At 67.4% G+C, this 18,253-nt stretch carries 14 protein-coding genes; 10 read left to right on the top strand and 4 right to left on the bottom strand.

Features of this window, described 5'->3' with window-relative positions:
* Nucleotides 1-16: 16 nt before the first annotated feature.
* The 7 genes from WFL22_RS05795 (at nt 17) to WFL22_RS05765 (ending at nt 7,583) form a co-directional block, all read left to right on the top strand.
* Nucleotides 17-1,645, top strand: coding sequence for a SpaH/EbpB family LPXTG-anchored major pilin (locus WFL22_RS05795; RefSeq protein WP_336991861.1), 1,629 nt, complete (start codon nt 17-19; stop codon nt 1,643-1,645).
* 56 nt (nt 1,646-1,701) lie between these two features.
* On the top strand, nt 1,702-2,721 hold the full coding sequence (locus WFL22_RS05790) for a class C sortase (protein ID WP_336991860.1): 1,020 nt from the start codon (nt 1,702-1,704) through the stop codon (nt 2,719-2,721).
* Nucleotides 2,718-4,184: a SpaH/EbpB family LPXTG-anchored major pilin gene (locus WFL22_RS05785; RefSeq protein WP_336991859.1), complete on the top strand. Its 1,467-nt coding sequence runs from the start codon at nt 2,718-2,720 to the stop codon at nt 4,182-4,184. The genes WFL22_RS05790 and WFL22_RS05785 overlap by 4 nt, the downstream gene beginning before the upstream one ends.
* Nucleotides 4,181-5,104, top strand: a complete 924-nt coding sequence (locus tag WFL22_RS05780) for a class C sortase (protein WP_336991858.1) — start codon at nt 4,181-4,183, stop codon at nt 5,102-5,104. The genes WFL22_RS05785 and WFL22_RS05780 overlap by 4 nt, the downstream gene beginning before the upstream one ends.
* A gap of 155 nt (nt 5,105-5,259) precedes the next feature.
* Complete coding sequence (locus WFL22_RS05775) at nt 5,260-6,027, top strand: VTT domain-containing protein (protein ID WP_336652866.1); 768 nt, start codon at nt 5,260-5,262, stop codon at nt 6,025-6,027.
* Between the two features lie 121 nt (nt 6,028-6,148).
* Entirely contained in the window at nt 6,149-6,520 is a 372-nt protein-coding gene (locus WFL22_RS05770) for an ArsR/SmtB family transcription factor (RefSeq protein WP_336652865.1), read from the top strand.
* 70 nt (nt 6,521-6,590) lie between these two features.
* On the top strand, nt 6,591-7,583 hold the full coding sequence (locus tag WFL22_RS05765) for an SRPBCC family protein (RefSeq protein ID WP_336991856.1): 993 nt from the start codon (nt 6,591-6,593) through the stop codon (nt 7,581-7,583).
* Nucleotides 7,584-7,587: 4 nt separating this feature from the next.
* On the opposite strand, the gene WFL22_RS05760 is transcribed toward WFL22_RS05765, so the two are convergent.
* Nucleotides 7,588-9,429: a glycerophosphodiester phosphodiesterase family protein gene (locus WFL22_RS05760; RefSeq protein WP_336991855.1), complete on the bottom strand. Its 1,842-nt coding sequence runs from the start codon at nt 9,427-9,429 to the stop codon at nt 7,588-7,590.
* Nucleotides 9,430-9,512: 83 nt separating this feature from the next.
* Between WFL22_RS05760 and WFL22_RS05755 the strand changes: the two genes are divergently transcribed.
* Both WFL22_RS05755 and ccsB read left to right on the top strand, forming a co-directional pair.
* Complete coding sequence (locus WFL22_RS05755) at nt 9,513-9,911, top strand: hypothetical protein (protein ID WP_336991854.1); 399 nt, start codon at nt 9,513-9,515, stop codon at nt 9,909-9,911.
* A gap of 97 nt (nt 9,912-10,008) precedes the next feature.
* A complete protein-coding gene (gene ccsB, locus WFL22_RS05750) occupies nt 10,009-10,938 on the top strand; it encodes a c-type cytochrome biogenesis protein CcsB (protein ID WP_336653095.1) in 930 nt (309 codons plus the stop codon).
* A 127-nt stretch (nt 10,939-11,065) separates the two neighbouring features.
* Here ccsB and WFL22_RS05745 read toward each other — a convergent pair whose 3' ends face one another.
* The 3 genes from WFL22_RS05745 to WFL22_RS05735 form a co-directional block, all read right to left on the bottom strand.
* A complete protein-coding gene (locus tag WFL22_RS05745; protein WP_336991853.1) occupies nt 11,066-13,177 on the bottom strand; it encodes an acyltransferase family protein in 2,112 nt (703 codons plus the stop codon).
* A gap of 81 nt (nt 13,178-13,258) precedes the next feature.
* A complete protein-coding gene (gene hemQ, locus WFL22_RS05740; RefSeq protein ID WP_336652860.1) occupies nt 13,259-14,005 on the bottom strand; it encodes a hydrogen peroxide-dependent heme synthase in 747 nt (248 codons plus the stop codon).
* Between the two features lie 60 nt (nt 14,006-14,065).
* Nucleotides 14,066-15,166, bottom strand: coding sequence for a hypothetical protein (locus WFL22_RS05735; protein ID WP_336991852.1), 1,101 nt, complete (start codon nt 15,164-15,166; stop codon nt 14,066-14,068).
* A gap of 256 nt (nt 15,167-15,422) precedes the next feature.
* Here WFL22_RS05735 and WFL22_RS05730 point away from each other — a divergent pair, with 256 nt between their 5' ends.
* On the top strand, nt 15,423-18,074 hold the full coding sequence (locus WFL22_RS05730) for a LuxR C-terminal-related transcriptional regulator (RefSeq protein WP_336991851.1): 2,652 nt from the start codon (nt 15,423-15,425) through the stop codon (nt 18,072-18,074).
* The last annotated feature ends 179 nt before the right edge of the window (nt 18,075-18,253 follow it).

Here is an 18,253-nt window from a genome sequence, read left to right as displayed (position 1 = left end):
TCGAGAAAGGGAAGACATGTCCACACGCACACCGCGAGGCCTCCTCAAGGGCCTCGGCGTACTCGCCGTCGCGGCGGCACTCGCGCTCGGAGGGGGCGTCGCAGCAAATGCCGCCCCCGTCGACCAGATGCCCGAATCTTCGGACATCATCATCACGAAGACCGAGCAGCCCTCGACCGGCGTGCCCGCAAACGGTCTGCCGCAGACCCCTCCCGGGGCGCCGATCAAGGATGTGCAGTTCGCCGCCTACCCGGTGCCCGTCGCCGGAACCCCCGGCACGAACGCCTGGCAGCAGGCCATGGCAGGCACGACGCTGGCTCAGGCGCAGGCCACCGCTAGTGCGACGGCCTCGTTCACGGGCACCACTGACGCCGCAGGCGTGATCCGCTGGAACACCGTGCCTCGCGGTCTCTACCTCGTGCGCGAGACCAGCGCTCCCGCCGGTGTGGTGCGCGCAGGCGACTTCCTCGTCTCCGTGCCGCTCACCGATCCCGCAACTGCGGGCAACTGGCTCACCGAGATCTACGTGTACCCCAAGAACGGCCGCAGCGATGTGCAGAAGAGCGTGCAGAATGTGTCGAAGCTCAAGGTGGGCGACACCGTCACCTGGTCGATTGACACCTCGATTCCCGATGTACGCGACCCCGGTACGGGTGCATTCCTCGCAACCGACCGTTTCGAGATCCACGATACGCTCACCGACACCCAGCTCAGCACCACCGCTGCGGGTGTGAATGTGACCTCCCCCGGCGGCTTCGTAAAGGGTGCGGCAGGGGACTACACCGTCGAGTCGGTTGCGGCTGGCTCCGGTGCGACCGCCACCACCACCTGGAAGGTCGTCTTCACCGCCAGCGGCCGCACCAAGCTCGCTGCGGCGCTCGCCGCGCACGCCGCTGACACCGATCCTGACAAGGGCCCGGCCCCGCGCGTCGTGGTGAAGATTGACAGCCTCGTGAAGTCGGTCGGCGAGATTCAGAACACCGCCCTCGTCTTCCCGGACGGCAGCTCGATCACCGAGAACAAGCCGCTGGAGAGCCAGCCGAGCGTTGTGAAGTACGGCAGCTATGCGCTGCGCAAGACCAGTGAGGGTGCCCCCAACGGCACCACCCCGAACCTTGCCGGCGCCGAGTTCATGGTCTTCGCGAACGAGGCCGCGGCCCGCGCAGGCGACCCTGCCGACGCGATCAAGCCTTCGGGCAACCCCACCGGCGTCTGGACCACCGACGCTCAGGGCCGTGTGGATATCTCGGGCCTGCGCTACAGCGACTTCGCCGACGGCGTGCTGCAGACGAAGTTCGTCGACGCCCCGGGCGAGACCTGCGCCGACAAGAACCTCGGCCCGGCGAGCGCTACCTGCGTGGCGAACGCGAAGTTCCAGACCTACTGGCTGGTAGAGAAGAAGGCGCTGCAGAACCACCAGCTGCTCGCCGAACCGCACCCGTTCCTCGTGAACGCCGACTCGGCCAGCACCAGCACGCAGACCGAAGCGATCGTCAACCAGTACAACCGCAATGGTTTCGTGCTGCCGCTGACCGGTGGCACCGGCACCGCACTGCTCACCATCGGTGGTATCTCGGTGCTCGCCGTCGTGCTGATCGTGGCGCGTCGTCGTCGCCGCCTCGCTGAGGCTGCGCTCGAGCAGTAGTTCCATCCCCGTCGCGGCCCCAGCGGTCGTGATCACACCCCGGAAAGGAGGTGCCCGTGGCGTACCGTGTCTCCCCGCAGCCCGAAGCGGGCACCTCCGCGCCGACCGAGCCGACCCCGGCACCGCCTCAGCGCGGTGCCGGGGGCAGGCGTGTCGACGCGGTGCCGATACTGCTGCAGCTGCTCGCCATGATCGGGCTTGCAGCGGTTCTGTTGCCCGCGGCCGCTGACTGGTTCGCGAGGCTCGGGCACAATGCCGCGGTGTCGGGATATGTGCGCTCAATCGAGGGCATGCCGGGATCGGAGACTCGCCGCATGATCGGTGAGGCCGAGCAGTACAACCGCAGGCTGCCGCCCGGCACGCTCGTAGACCCGTACGGCCCCGATGCCGGCAGCTCCGGGCAGTCGAACGAAGGCTATCGTGCCTATGAGCGGCTGCTCAGCGTGCCTGGCACCGATGTGATGGGGGAGCTGCAGTATTCGCGGCTCGGCATCGATCTGCCATTGCGCCACGGCACCGGTGAGGATGCGCTGCGCACGGGTGCCGGGCACCTCTACGGCTCATCGTTGCCGGTGGGTGGCCCCTCTACGCATGCGGTGCTGACGGCGCACTCAGGTTTGGTGAGCGCCGAATTGTTCAGCGGCCTTCACGATGCGCGGGAGGGCGACGTGTTCTCGGTGCGCGTGCTCGACCAGCTGCATTTCTACGAGGTCGATCGCATCGAGACCGTGCTGCCAGCGCAGACGCGCTCGCTCGGCATCGTCGAGGGGGAGGATCGCGTGACGCTGCTCACCTGCACCCCGATCGGAGTGAACAGCCACAGGCTGCTGGTGCACGCGGTGCGGGTGCCGGCCCCTGCCACCGCAGAGGTGGCGTTGGTGGGTGACGGGCGGGCGGCGGGCTTTCCCTGGTGGGCTGTGGGCTTTGTTGGCGGATCGGCCGCTGTCGCGGCCCTGCTCTTCGCGCCGAGCTCGCGTCGCGGTCGACGCGTCAAGGGTGCCGCTGCCGTGCAGCAGCGGCCTCGACGTGGCAGCGCCAACCCGCGCCGGATCCGCCCAGGAGAACTGACCTCATGACCGCCGTTTTCCGCCTTCGATCCCGGCTCCGCGCCTTTTGGGCGTGTGTCGCCGTGATCGCTGTCTTCGCTGCGCTCACCGGTGGCGGGGCAGCCGCCTATGCGGCCCCCGATCTGCCCACCGGCCCGATGACGCTGGTGCTGCACAAGTATGCCCAGCCGGAGGTGCCTGGCTCGCCGGTAGACGGGCTGCCGATCGACCCGGCGCAGCTCGCCGGTCTCGCCCCGATCGGCGGGGTCGACTTCGCGGCGACGTTCGTGCCCGGTATCGATCTCTCCACCGACGAGGGGCGGGCCGCTGCTGCGGCGCTCACTCCTGCAGAGGCGGCGCTGCTCGTGGCCGGGCAGCCTGCGACGGCAACGGCGCGCACCGATGTCGCTGGTGAGGCGCGTATGGCCGGGCTTCGCGTCGGCCTGTACTACGTGTCTGAGACCTCGGCACCGCCCGGAGTGCTGCGGGCCGCCCCGTTTCTGGTGCCGCTGCCGATGGCGAGCCCCGATAGCTCTGGTGCGTGGCTCACCACCGTGCACGTCTACCCCAAGAACCCCGTGGTCGATGTCACGCTCACGGTGCGCGACCGCGACGCGATCTCCTGCGGTGACACGGTGAGCTGGAGCTCGCTCTCCGCGATTCCGAGGCAGGCGCAGATCGCCAGCTACCGGCTGCAGCATCTGATGCCGCTCGGGGTGGTGCTCGACAGCGCTTTCCCGGATGTTGCGGTGTCGCTGACGGGCGCCGGTGCTCTCGTGTTTGGCGACGATTACACGATCAGTTCGGTCGATGCCGACGGGTTGCACGGCTTCGAGACCGTGTTTACCGCGCAGGGGCTGGCGAAGCTTGCGGCGCACCCGGAAGCGCAGCTCGCCGTGGACTACAACACGCACGTCACGAGCATGGGTGAGTTCACCACCGAGGTGCGCCTCTTCGCGGGGAACGCCGACCCTGTGCGTTCGACGGCGACCACGAAGTTTGGCCCGCTGGGCATTCTCGTCAGCGAGCGTGGCGACCCGGGCAACCTCATCAAGGGTGCCGACTTCGAGCTCTTCCTCACCTCGGAAGATGCGAGGTCAGGCAGCAACCCCATTTCGGTCGGCGGGGTCTCGGCGTGGTCGACTGATGCCGATGGCCTCATCATGATCGGCTGCCTGCGTCTCTCGAACTTCGCAGACGGGCTCGATCGCGCGCCTGGCAGCGCTCTGTTCCGCTTCTACTTCGCGGCACCCACCTCCTACCCGGCGGGGTGGACCGGAGAGACGATGGTGCTGCGCGGGGTGGTGGGTTCGGTGTCTCGCCCCGAAATTCTGCACGCTGAGGTGTGGCGGGCATACCCGGCATCGCCACCGCCGTTGCTGTCGGTGACCGGCGGCCGGATCGTCGGCGGGCTGCTGCTTGGTGCGGTGCTGCTCGGGGTGGGGGCACTGCTGCTGGGTCGGCGTCGCGCGAATCGGGCGGTGCGCGGGTGAGTGTGCAGTCGGGGTCGGTGGTGGCTGGGGCGGCGAAGCCGAAGGCGAAGCGGCGGCGCGGATCGCGGCTGCTCACGGTGGTGCTGCAACTCGCGGCGATGGCGGCGATCGGCATGCTCGTGTATCCCGATGCCGCGAGCTGGGTCGCGCGGATCGGCCACAACGCTGAGATCTCCGGCTATGTGCGCGGGGTCGAGGGGACCCCCTCCGCGGAGCGGGAGCAGCTGCTCGATGCCGCGTACCGCTACAACGCTGAGCTGCGGCCCGGCCCGTTGACCGATCCGTACACGACGGTGCAGGAGGACCAGACGCTTCGCAGCCCGCTGTATCTCGCATATGAGGAGATGCTGCGGATCTCGGGCAGCCAGGCGATCGGCACGCTGAGCTACCCCCGCCTCGATATCGGGTTGCCGATCTACCACGGCACTGACGATGAAACGATCTCGAAGGGCGTCGGCCACCTGTACGGCACCTCGTTGCCCGTCGGTGGCCCGTCAACGCGGGCCGTGCTGACCGCGCATTCGGGGCTGCCGCATTCGAAGCTGTTCACCGATCTCGACCAGGCGCGGGTCGGCGACACCTTCTGGATCTCGGTGCTCGGCGAGGATCACTACTACCGTGTGGAATCCACCGAGGTGGTGGTGCCCGGCCAGACCGACAGCTTGCAGATCGTCGCAGGCGAAGACTGGGTGACGCTGTTCACCTGCACCCCGATCGGCGTGAATAGTCACCGTTTCATGGTGCACGCGGTGCGCATCCCCGATGGCGAAGCCCCTGCGGATGAGGCGATCGGCGGCGACGGGGTGCAGCTCGGATTCCCGTGGTGGGCTGTGGGCTTCGTCGGGGGGAGCGGGGCGGTGGCCTGGCTGCTGTGGGCGCCGACGCGGCCGGTGCGCAGGAAGCGCCCAGCCTCGGGGTGAATGCGGCTGCGCCGGCAATGAGGGTCGGTGCTGGTGGCGCGGTTCTCGGCGCACGCCCGGGAGTGGTCAGGGTGCTGCCGGTAGACTTGCGCCAGCCGCCGAGCAGCCCGGCGTCGCCGTGATCCGCCCGCCGTTCCGACGAAAGCAGAGCTCCCGTGACCACGATCCATCTCGCCCTCGGCGCTGTCGTGCCGGCTCTCCTCGGCATCGACTGGCTCGACCCCGAGACGCTGCTGCAGGCCGGTGGATGGGCCGCGCTCATTCTCGCCTGCTTGTTCGTGTTTCTTGAGACAGGCGTTGTGGTGCTGGCGTTCTTGCCCGGCGACTCGCTGCTGTTCACGGTGGGGTTGTTCAGTGCGACGGGCCCCGGTGGGTCTCCGATCATCGACATCCCGATCTGGATCACCTGTGTGGTGCTGTTCATCTGCGCCTTCCTCGGAGACCAGATGGGCTTCATGCTGGGGCGCAAGATCGGCCCTGCGATCTTCAAGCGCGAGAAGAGTCGCTTGTTCAATCCCGAGAACGTGGCGCGCACGCACGCGTTCTTCGAGAAGCACGGGCCGAAGGCGATCATCATCGCGCGCTTCCTGCCCATCATCCGAGGCTTCGTGCCGGCCGCGGCGGGTGTGGGCCACATGAGCTATCGCCGCTTCGTGGCATACAACGCGGTGGGTGCCCTGCTGTGGGCCGTCGGGGTGACGTTGCTGGGCTACTACCTCGGCCAGATCCCCTTTGTGCAGCAGTACAGCGAGGTCTTCATCATTGTGCTGGTGCTGATCCCAGGTATTCCGATCCTCATTGAGATGTGGCGTGCCTTCTCCTCGTGGCGCGCGCGTCGCCGCGCTGCGCAGCTCGGTGATGCGGCTCATCCGGGCGGATCGGCGGAGGCGCCGGAGCGACCCGAGGCACCGGCCGCCGAGTAGCGCCCGCGGGGTGTGAGCGCTTCGCTTTCTGGTTGCTCCTCGAAGGGGGTTCGAGGAGCTTGACCTGTGGTGGGGCGCGAGCTAATATGCAACTAAATGGTTGCATATTAAGGAGGTGCTCATGATCCCCCCGAACGCCCGCACCGCGCAGCTCAGCCGCGAACTCAACGACGCCGAGGTCGACCGCATCTTCCGCGCCCTCGCCGATGCGACCAGACGCGACATCGTGCGCCGCACGCTCGGAGCAGAAGCTTCCATCTCGCAACTCGCCGAACGCTACGAAATGTCGTTCGCGGCGGTGCAGAAGCACGTCACCGTGCTCGAAGCCGCCGATCTCGTCGAACGCATCCCCCGAGGAAGGGAGCGCATCATCCGCGGCAACCCTGACACCATCCGCCGCGCCCAGCAACTGCTGGGCCACTTCGAGCAGATCTGGCGCGGGCGCATCGAACGACTCGATGCGCTGCTCTGCGCCGATCCGCCCACCTCATAACCCCCAGAGCAGGCGCAGCGACGCGCCTGCCCCACCAAGGCCCCAACGGGCCTTACGAAAGGCCAACATCATGCCCATCACCGACATCACCACCGACCCCGAAGCGCTCACGCTCACCGTGACAGCCGACTTCACCGTGTCCGTCAGCCGACTCTGGGATGCCTACCTCGACCCTCGCCAGATCGAACGCTTCTGGGGGCCGCCCGAGTACCCCGCCATCTTCACCAGGCACGACGCCCACCCCGGCGGGTTCAGCCAATACTGCATGACAGGCCCAGAAGGCGACCGCAGCTGCGGCTACTGGCAGTGGATCGCAGTCGACGCACCCCGATTCTTCGAAGTGCGCGACGGCTTCGCCCACGAAGATGGCAGCCCCAACACCGAACTGCCCCACATGCGCATGGTGTTCGAATTCCAAGAAACCGCGCTCGGCTCCCGGCTCGTCACCACCACCCACTTCACCTCACTCGAAGAGCTCGAACAGCTGCAGGGCATGGGCATGATGGAGGGCATGAGCGCCGCCATGGGGCAGATCGACGCAGTGCTCGCAGACCTCGCCTCCTTCGCCGCAGGCCGTGGCACCGAACTGCAACTCATCGGCGACCGCGCAGCGCGCGTCTCGCGCGTCATCCGCGGCACTGTCGAACAGGTGTGGCGGGCCCACATGGATGCGGATCTGCTGCGCCGCTGGCAGCTCGGCCCCGACGGCTGGACCATGCCGATCTGCGAGGTCCCCACAGAAGTGGGCCAGCATCACCGCAGCGGCTGGCAGAACACCGCAGACGGGCAGCAATTCGGATTCACAGGAGAGCTGTTGGAGGTCTCGGCACCCTACCGCGCAGTCACCACCGAGAAGATGTGGACCCCCGAAGACCCAGAAGCCGCAGGCAGCCCCGAAACCCGCAACGAACTCACCCTCACCCCCGTCGAAGGCGGCACCCTGCTCTCGCTGCTCATCACCTACCCCGACACCGCGACGCGCGACATGGTGCTCGCCACGGGCATGGTCGACGGCATGGAGGCGAGCTACGCCAGACTCGAATCCGAGGTGATCGGGGCGTAACCGGTCAGATCTTGACGAAGCGGGTGAGGGTGTCGACGAGCACATCGACGAGACCCGTCTCCTCCTGCATCTCGGAGCGCAGCGCAACAAGCTGATCGGGGTGGTCGCTGACAATCCCATCCACGCTGCGACGCAGCTGTTCGCGCATGCCAGCTTCTTCGTTCACGGTCCACACCATGAAGCCCAGCCCCGACGCCCACGCCGAACGCTGCAACTCCTCGGTCGCGCTCCACTCCTCGACAACGATGAAATCAGCGGGGGTGTCGGGCGCGGCCACTGCAGCAAGCGCCATCGTGTACCCCACCGAAAGATCAGGGCGCAGCTGCTTCAAGCGGGCCACGCTCGGCGCGTCGAGGGAGTGATAGATATTGCTCTCCAGTGCGTCGAGCCGCTCCAGCTCGGCCACCAAACGCTCCACATGATCAGGAGTATCGGCCCCGCCGAGTTTGATCTCGATGAGCAACGGCATCCCCAGTTGCTGGGCGCGCACCACATAGTCGCTGAAACTCGGGATCAGATCCTCATGACCCTGCACATCATGCACCGTGATCGCGGTGAGCTCGGCCAGCGTGAGATCCTTCACGGCCTCCGGCCGATCAGCGAGCCGCGCGAGCGTCGCATCATGCATCGCGACGAACTCGCCATCCTGCGTCTGCATGACGTCCATCTCCACCAGATCGGCGCCCGCGGCGTGCGCGGCCTCGAGGCCGCTGATCGTGTTCTCGACCCCGCCACCCGAGAAGCCGCGGTGCGCGAGCACCAGGGTCTCCGGGGACTGAGACAGACGCTGCATCGTGCCCAGAGCCGCCGTGCCGAAGCCGAGCGCCGCAACGAGCGAAAGCGCCCCCACGAGCAACACCGACCGCCTCGCACTCGCGGTGCTGCGCCGCGCCGAACCCGAGGCTGCAGCTGCCTGCGGGCGCACCAGCTCCACACCCGGCGCGAGGCGATCCGCACCCCGCTGCACCCGCGTGATGAGCACCGCCGCAATCCACGCCGTCACCACACCGCTCAGCAGCATGCCCAGCACCTGCCCAACACCGAGCGAATACGCCGCAATCGTGGGTGAAGCACCCGCAGCGACCTCATCGGCGACCGCCGTCGGCACCACCGCAGCGACCGTGAGCACCACAACCGCCGCACCACCCAGCAACAGCACCGCCGCCACCGCCAACATCAGCGGCAGCCAGGCACGCACCCCGCGAGTCAGCCGCCAACTCGACCGCGAAGCCCGCCCTCCCGTGGTCAGCACAAAGATCGGCACCGTCAACGCGAACCGCACATTCAACACCGCGAGCAGCAGCAGCACCACGCCGAGCGCCACACCGCTCGACGCGCTCTTCATCAGCTCGCCAGAAATGAACGCCGGAATCGCAATGCCGCGCGTGAGCGCCGAAGTGAAGCCGAAACCCGTGAGCGGCAACAGCAGAAACAGATAGAGCAGCAACGACAGCGACCCCGGGCGCAACAGCTTGCGAGCTACCCGGCCCAGCTCCCGCCCGAGCCCCCGCCAGCCGATCCCCGGCCACTGCAGCAACACCACGAGCGCCGTGAATTGCAACGAGATCAGCCAGAAGGCCAGCGCCACAATCACAATGATCAACCCCACAGTCAGCGTCACACCACGCCCCGGCGCGAACGCCCCCAGGTCGAGGCCCGTCATGCCGCTCGCCCGCAACGCCTCCCGAAACAGCCAGCCGATCACCGGCATGGCCACGCCCAGAATCACCAGCTGCGAGACCAGGATCACGCCGAGCAACCGCGCCCCGCCGGCCCGCACCAGGCTCCAGCCCCTCGTGAACAGCGTCGCGCTCTCGCGCCAAATGCCGGGCCTCTCGATCTGCATCCTCTCAGTGTATGAGGAGGCAGATCGCTGCGAACTCGCCGAACCCACTTGGGGAACATTGAGTGCAGTGCCACACTGATGCCATGAGACGCACAACCCTGGCCACTCTCGGAGCCGTCGCCCTGCTGGCCCTGCCCCTCGCCGGCTGCGGCGCCTCGAAGCCCGCCGACACCGAACCGATCGGCAAGAACACCATCGCGCCGGTCTCGATGAGCGTGCACGAGCTGCAAGGCGCAACCGTCGAACTCGTCACCGGACAGGTGCTCAACATCAACACCTCAAGCCTGGCCGTCGACAGCTACACAGCTGAGGTTGCCCACCCCGACATCGCCGAGTTCACGCCGGGCCGCATCACCGACACCGCAGAGTTCAACCCCGGCGTCACCGCGCTCGCACCTGGCAGCACCGAGGTCACCATGTTCAACGAGCAGGGAGGGATCCAGCCCCTCACGTTCACCGTCGAGGTGACGGCCCGAAAGTAGGGCACCCGCGCCTGCGATTTCCCAGGGACGCAGGGTACTCTGGGGCACTGTGCTGAGTGAGCTGGAACACTACTCGACGATCGCGCTGTATTCCGCCATGATCGTGTATTCGATCGCGTTCGTCTTCTACGCGGTCGACCTCGCGAATCGCAGCGGCGACACCGCCCAACAGGCCACCGGGGCTGGGGCCCAGCAGGCCGCTGCGGGCGGTGGCGGCGTCGCCACCCTCACCCGCACCGCGAGCCCCCGCACCGAAACGCGGCAGCCCCGCTCTCGCTCGCTGCGGATCGGCTTCTCGCTGACCGTGCTCGCCTTCGTGCTGCACCTCGCCGCCACCGTGCTGCGCGGCATCGCCGCCTCGCGAGTGCCGTGGGCGAACATGTACGAGTTCGCGCTCACCGCCACCTGCGCGATCATGCTCGTGTTCCTCATCGCACAGCTCTTCATCGACCTGCGGTTCCTCGGCACGCTCGTCACCGGCCTCGTTGTCCTCTTCCTGGGCGTCTCGAAGGTGAACTACTACGTCGAGATCGTGCCGCTGCAGCCCGCGCTCGACTCGTACTGGCTCGTGATCCACATCCTCGTCGCAGTGCTTGCGGTCGGCTTCTTCACACTGTCGTTCGGGCTCGCCCTGCTCCAGGTGCTCCAGTCCGGGCGGGAGGCGAAGATCGCGGCGCAGGAGCCTGGCGGGCTGCGCTTCCTCGCCACGCTCCCCAACGCGGTGCGGCTCGAAGACATCGCCTACCGCCTCGCGATCATCGGCTTCGTCTTCTGGACCTTCACCCTCATCGCCGGTTCGATCTGGGCCGAGGCCGCGTGGAGCCGCTACTGGGGCTGGGACACCAAAGAGGTCTGGACCTTCGTGATCTGGGTGCTCTACGCCGGCTTCATCCACGCGCGTGCGACGCGAGGCTGGCGAGGCACCCGCTCGGCATGGCTGAACATGATCGCCTACGCCGCAGTGATCTTCAACTTCACCATCGTCAACGTCTTCTTCAAGGGACTGCACGCCTACTCAGGGCTGTGATCCTATGGCGGGTCACGGCGTCGCCCGCTCGTGATCGAGGTCACCCGTGTGGTCGTTATCTCAGGGGTGAAACGGCCATACGGGTGACCTCGATGTGGGTCACCCGCCAAGATGGGGTGCGCTCGGATCAACCTTGTGCGGGCTCGGCTGCGAAGAGCTGCGGCGCTACCCCGCGCAGCGCCGCCAGCAGCGCCGGCTCCGTGGTGCGAGCGTAGGTGTTCGTCATGTGCCCGTCGTCGCGGTAGACGAGCACATTGCCCACCACGGGCTCGCACCTCGTCGGCCCGCACAGTGCGTCGGAGAGGTCGATGATGTGAAAGTTCGTCGGCAGATCTGCCGCCAGCGTGCCGAAGAAGTCGGGCGTCAGCTTGCTGGTGCGCGGTAGCGAGCACGCGCTCATGTCGGTGCCGTGTTCAACCAGGCACTCGGGCACATTAAACGGAAACTTCGGTGTGCCGCGGATCCCCACCACTTCGATACCGTGCTCGCCGAGCCGCTGCACCTGCTCGATCATGCCGCGCGGGATTTCCTCCGGGGTGCCAGGCTCGAAGGAAACCACGCTGCCGAGCGTGAAGACGAGGTCCGGGTGGTACGACGCAATCGTGCGCACCACGTCACTGTTCCACTCGCTGCAGGTGTCTCCGGTCTGATCGGTCGTGAGCCTGCAGCCGTCTTTCTCGATGACGAGCAGACGCCAGTGCTGCTGCTCCGCGATGCGGCGCAGTGCCGGATACCACTGCACCGAGAAGGAGCCGCCTGTCAGCACCACCGTGCGCTCGCGGCCGAAATCGTCGACATCGCAGACGAGCACTGCACCGTCGCCTGGCTCGTCGCGGTGCGACTGAATGCAGCCCTTGTTGTAGATGGGCGCGAGGTCGATGAACGCCGAAGTGGGGGTGGGGAGGAAGCCGACATCGGGATCTGGGTTGAGGGGTTCAGTTGCGCCGAGCAGCGCGCCGGCCCCAACCTGCTCGGGCGACAACTGAGCCGCCGCAGCGAGGTCGACGTGGCGCTGCCTGTCGACGAGTTCCGCCCAGCCGACCGTCGTGACCGCAAGCAGCAGCAGCGGCGCCAGTGGCACCGCCGCTGCCCGCGGCCACGACCACTCGCCCAGCGAGCGCCGTGACACCGTGGAGACGATCCGCTCAGTGGCGATCGCCAGCGCGAACGAGACTACCGCGATGAAGACCGCGGTGCCCCAGCTCACCGTCGTCTCGCCCTGCACCCGCATCGTGAAGACCAGCACCGGCCAGTGCCAGAGGTACAGCTGGTAGGCGATCCGGGCGAGAAACCTTACCGGGCCAACACTCAGCGCGCGCGCCGCCCAACCGTCGGGTGCCCCGCGCGTCGCCCCGAAGAGCACCAGCAGCGACGCCCCCACGGGCCACAGGGCCGCTACGCCGGGAAACTCGCGGGCACCGTCGAAGATGAACCCGCAGACGAGGATCATCGCGAGCCCCACCCACACACCGGCCTCGCGCACCCAGCCATACGCGAACACGCTCGCCGGGATGAACGCGATCATCGCGCCGGCCCCCAACTCCCAGAAGCGGCTGAAGGTATTGAAGTAGGCGACCGTCTGGTCGGCACCGACCAGCACCAGCGCCCACACGAAGGAGGCCACCGTCAGCACCAGCGTCGTGCCGAGAAACACCCTGCGAAACGTCGATCGCCCGGCCCCGGCGCGCGCGAACACGCCGTAGAGCGCAAGTGCCAGAAACGGCCACACCAGGAAGAACTGCCCCTGCACCGCCAGCGACCAGAAATGCTGCACCGGGCTCGAATCCGGCCCCGCGGCACCATAGGCCAGCTGCGAAGAGATGAGTTCCCAGTTCTCGTAATACAGCGCAGAGGCGAACACCTCGCGGAACGTCTGCAGGTAGCGCGTCGCCGGAAGCCACAGCCAAGTGGCGATCAGCACCGCGGCGAGCACGATCACCGCACTCGGAATCAGCCTGGTCGACACCCCGATGAAGTGCTTGCGCAGCCAGACGCCTGGCCGCTTGCGGGCACCCTCCGGTTCGGGCCTGTCGAAGAAGCCCAGCAGCTTGCGAGTGAGAAAGTACGCCGACAGCACCAGAAACACATCCACGCCGCCGGAAACCCTGCCATTGCCGAATACGTGGAACAGCATGACCAGTGTGAGCGCGATCCCGCGCACACCATCGATCTCGTGCATGTACCCGGCCTTGCGGTCGGGGCGCACGACACTCCGATGCTGCACTGCGATTGCTCCCACACCGCAGATCGTAGAAGCCCGCGGCCCTGCCAGCAGCGGAAAGCCGTGATTCCTACTCACCCCGCGTGCGCGGGGGCGGGACTACTGCAGCACTTCGACGATCTCGATGGGCTCGATGCGCCGACCGGTGTAGAACGGCGTCTCGAGGTGCACATAGTTGCGCGCATCGACACCGCGCAGATCACGCATCATGTCGACAAGCTCGGTGAGTTCGTCGGCCTCCATCGGCAGCAACCACTCGTAGTCGCCCAACGCGAACGCCGACACCGTGTTCGACACCACCCCGGCGTGCTGCGCCCCCGCGCTGCCGTGCTCCGCGAGCAGCGCGCGACGTTCCTCCGGCGGCAGCAAATACCACTCGGCGGAGCGCACGAAGGGGTACACGGCGAGCCACTGCAGCGGAGGCACCCCGCGCGCGAAACCCGGCAGATGGCCGCGGTTGAACTCGGCATCGCGGTGCACGCCCATCGCGCCCCAGGTGCGGATCAGCGGCTTCAGTAGCGAAGAGCGGCGCAGCTCACGCAGCGCCCACTGCAGATCCTCGGCGGCCGTGCCGTGCAGCCAGACCATGAGATCGGCGTCCGAGCGCATCCCGCTGACGTCGTACCAGCCGCGCAGCGTGACGCCCTCGTCCTCGATGAGTTCGACAACGCCCTCAAGCTCCCGCACCGCCTCCGGCACATCGCGGCCGTCGACGGTGACGGGATGCGATGAGCTGAGCCGGAACACCGCGAAAAGCGTGAAGGCGGGCTCATCAGAGGCGCCCTCGAAATCGACGTCGATGGCGGCGTTGCGATCCGGGACGGCGTGGAGCGGTGACGAGTTCATGGTCTCATCGTGCTCCCTCACCGAAGCCTGCGCAAGAGGCGAAGGACAGTCTCCCGGCAATCAGTCGGTTGAGCGGTCGAGCGCCGCGATCCGCCGCCACGCATCGCTCCAGCTGGGTGCCCGCCCCGGAGGTGCCTCCCGCGACCGCGCGAGCGCTGCGGCCGCGGCCTCTGGCAACGACGCCGCGCCGTCGAGCGGCACCGTGTGCTGCGCGATATCGGGCGGCAGCGACAACCCCAGGGTGAGCACCGGGCGGCTGCTGGCGAGCGCGTTCCAGATCTTCGCGGGCACAAGCGTCTGCTGGCGCTCGCCCACGCGATACGGCAGCAGAATCGCACTCCACCCGTCGAGTATGGGCGGCAACTCGGAGACCGGCACCGGTGAGGCGATCCGCACCCCCGCTGCGAGCAATTCGGTGCGTGAAGCCTCGTCGACCTCGCCCACGATCTCCACGGGCCGGGCGCGGGCAACGGCCGCGACCGCCGGCACATCGATGATGCCCTGCTGCACTGTGCCGAAATAGCCGATCGGAGCGTCAGCTTGCGGGTTCGACCAGCGAAACCCGGTGAACTCGTCATCGGCGGCGGGCAGCAAGAGCAGCGAATCGAGGCCGCGATCCGCCCACGCCTGCTGCATCGCAGCGGAATCGGTGACCAGCCGCGCCTCGCGTTCGAGCGCTCGCTCAACGCTGCGCCAGGCGCGCGGCGGGTGCCAGCTCGCGGGCACCTGAGACCAGTCGAGCACCCTGTCGTAGACGATCCACCCCGCGCTCAGACGACGCGCGAGCGCCAGACAGCGGCGCGAAGGCACATACTGCAGCACCATGGTCTCGTGTGCGGCCGCTGCCCCAAGACGACGCCGAATGCGGCGCAAGGTGGCACCAGGCAACAGATCGACCGGCGACCAGCGCAGCAGCTGCACCCCCTCGGGAAGCTGCTGCGACGGGGGAGCACTGCCGCGCCGCCGCCGAAGCCTCGCGAAGATCTGCCGCACATCGCGCAACTGCGGCTCGACGAACACGACGGCGGTTCCCGCGCCCGCAGCAGCCCGCGCGAGCGAGTGGTGACGCTGCCAAGCGAAATTCCACTTCACCGAGCTCAGGATCACCAGCGCCGCGGGCGCCGCGGCCGACCGCGCGCCAGGGTCTGCGTGCTGGGCCATGATGCTCCTTCGAATCGTGACGGCCGGATCCTCATCTTTGCACGGCCAGGCAACATACGCCGAGAAAGTCGTACACCTTTATCACACATGGAACAAGATCTCAAAAACATCATTGACGTGTTGTGACATCTGGGCGGAGACTTGCGTACGTGCAAAACACGTAAAGTCGAAAGCGGAGCGAAAAAGCCGGACTTACTCTGAAATGGCTTTCGGGCGGCAGTGGGGGGCCGATCGGCTCCCCTGGGGGAGTCAGGTCATGGAACTGTTCAATGGAGACGGATCGGATCGCGAATTCACGGTCTCAGCCGAGTCGCGCCTCGCAGTGGACGCGAGCAGCACGCCGGAGCGCTTAGAAGCGCTGCTGCAATCGCTGATCGCGCCGGGCAGCGTCGCGCTGCTGATCGGCGAGGCCGGCACCGGCAAGAAACGCCTCGCGCAGGAGGCCGCCGCTGCGCTCGGCGGCAGGCTCGGAGCAGCGGTCTCCGTGATCTCGCTGGAACCCCCGCCGAGCCCGCTCACAGGCATTGCCTCTCACTTCGGCCTCTACTTCCCCGAACTCTTCGGCGCGCCAGACGCCCTCGACAACAGCGACCACTTCAGCATCGAAGAACCCGAGGTGCTCGCGAGCCGCCTCATCGAAGCCGTCGAACGGGTCAGCGACGACGGCACCCCGCTGCTCATCGCACAGGGGCTCGAGCAGTACTCGCCGATGGCGGCGATGCTGCTCGACAGACTGGTGCGCTCCCACCGCATCAGAGTCATCGGAACCACTCGCCAACTCAGCGGCGCCGCGGGCAGACTCGCGCGCGACCCGCAGGTGCGCAAATTTTCTGTGCCCCCGCTCTCGGTCGCCGAAGCGCAGCGCTTCCTCGTGCAACTGCTGGGTGCCGAGCACGTCGAACTGCAGACGCTGCGCCGCTGGTACCGCGTCACAGAGGGCAACTCGCTGTCGCTCACCCTCCTCGCACTGACGCTCGACCGCCGCGGGCTCGTAGGACGAACCCGCGGCGTGGTGTACGAACTGCCCGGAGCGGAGGCGGTGCCCACCGAGTTTCACGAGTTTCTGCACAGCACCTGCACCGCAGAGGAGCTGCGCACCCTAGAACTCGTCGCCCACGTCGAGTCTATGTTCGAGAACGCCTTCATCCAGCTGCTCGATCCCGTGCACCTTGCCCACCTGACGGACAAAGGGCTGCTGACGGCTGGAACAGGGCCGAACGGGCGGCTGACGCTGAGCCTCAAGCATCAGCTGCTCACCACGGCGGTGCGGGAACAGATGAGCCCCACCCGGCTCGTCGAGGTGAGCAACCAATTGTTCGATGCTCTGCACGACGAGCTCGGATCCGAAGATCCCTACCGCTCTCCGCGGCACCTGTTCCGCTTGGCGGCGATGGGCCTCGACGCTGACCGCAACGTGCCGCTCGGCTGGCTGTGGGAAGTGCTCGAAATCCTGCGCAGCGGCCACGAACTGCAGCTGCGGTTGCGCGTCGCACTCGCGGTGGCCGCCCACCCGGACGCTTCCACCCTGCAGCTCACCATCAGCGCACAGCAGGCCAGCCAGATCGCACGCTTCCTCGGCGACCGCCACCGGCTCGCCCAAGCACTCGACCAGGTGCGCCACGCTGTGGAACGCACGCGCCGCGTAACGGGCGTCCCGGCGCTGCTGCGCGCGAAACTGCGCCTCGCGCTCGTCGAACATCTCACCCTCGACCGCGACGACGCCGAAGGTGCCGAAGCGCTGCTCGACGAACTCGAACGCGAGTTCGCGGAAGCCGATACGCGCGTCATCGAGGTGGTGCGCAACGCACGAGTGCTCTTTCTCTCCCGCACAGGCCGACTGCGCGAAGCCGCCGAACTGGTGCCCGACCCCGGCGACTTTGGCACCATGCCGATCGAGTGGGAACGCACCTTCAGCCGGGCGGTCTCCTCGTTGATCCTCGCGCAGCGCGGGCGACAGGACACCGCAGTGCAGATCGCGGAATACGCCGAATCGTTCGCCTCGCTCGGCGAGCAACCGCAGATCGACAGCGCCGACCTGCTGCGCTTCTGCGGGTTCATCAGCGCCTGGGGGTGTGGCGGGCTCGAATCGGCGCGGCAGATGCTCGCCGAAGCCGTGCAGCAATCCTTCTCTGACATGCACTACTCGGGCCTGGTCGACACCTGCGCGGTGCTGATGAGCCTCGCCGATGGCAAATGGCGACTGGCGGCACAGCGCGCCGAACGGCTGCGCGAACGCCTCGGCGTGTACGACAGACACGGTGTGATCGGGCTCGTCAACGCCGCGCTGGCACTCGCGCTCGCCGCGCTCGGCGAGCCCGCCGCGAGCCGGCGTGCGATCCGCATGGCAGAGAGCAGGCACTACGGCATATCGCAGGCCGTCACCGGTTTTCTGCGGCTGCTGACGCTGCAGGCGCGACAGTGGAACTGCGATCCTGAGAACGTCGAGCTTGCGCAGCGCCTCGCCTCATGGGCCCGCACGCAGCAGCTCGAACTGGTCGAACTGCGCGCGCTGCGACTGCTCGCGATCGAGGATCGCGTGGCGGCCGCGCCCTACCGTGGGCGGATCGAGGCGCTCGCCGCCGTGATCGACCCGGACTTCGGCAGTGCGCTGCGCGCGCACTGCGAAGAACTGCTCAACGGACTCGACGGCTGGGACACCCCATCCGCGAGGCGACTCACCGAGTACGGCATCTGGATGCCGTTGCCGCTCACTGAAGAGCTGTCGTCGCGGGAGCGGGAGATCGCGCTCTTCGCCTCGCTCGGCTACTCCAGCCGGTGGATCGCCGAGCAGTTCCACCTCTCGGTGCGCACCGTCGACACCCATCTGCGGCACGTCTTCACGAAGCTGCGGGTGAGCGGTCGCGACGAGTTGCGGCAGTGGTTCAGGCGCGAGCACCTCTCCAGGTAGGTGCGCGGCGCCCACCTCAGCGCGCGCTCCGGCGCGGCCGTTCCTCAGGGATCTGCCGTGTATATGGTCGGAGAGGCGGAAACTGCCATATCTTCGGCAGATCCCATATCTTCGGCAGATCCCATATCTTCGGCAGATCCCATATCTGCGGCCGGGCCGGACACCCGCGGAGGAATGCG

This window comes from Leucobacter sp. VD1 (assembly GCF_037150695.1).
In the GTDB taxonomy this organism is placed as follows: Bacteria; Actinomycetota; Actinomycetes; order Actinomycetales; family Microbacteriaceae; genus Leucobacter.
The sequence above is the reverse complement of the archived record's forward strand: the minus strand, read 5'-3'. Positions and strand labels throughout refer to the sequence as shown.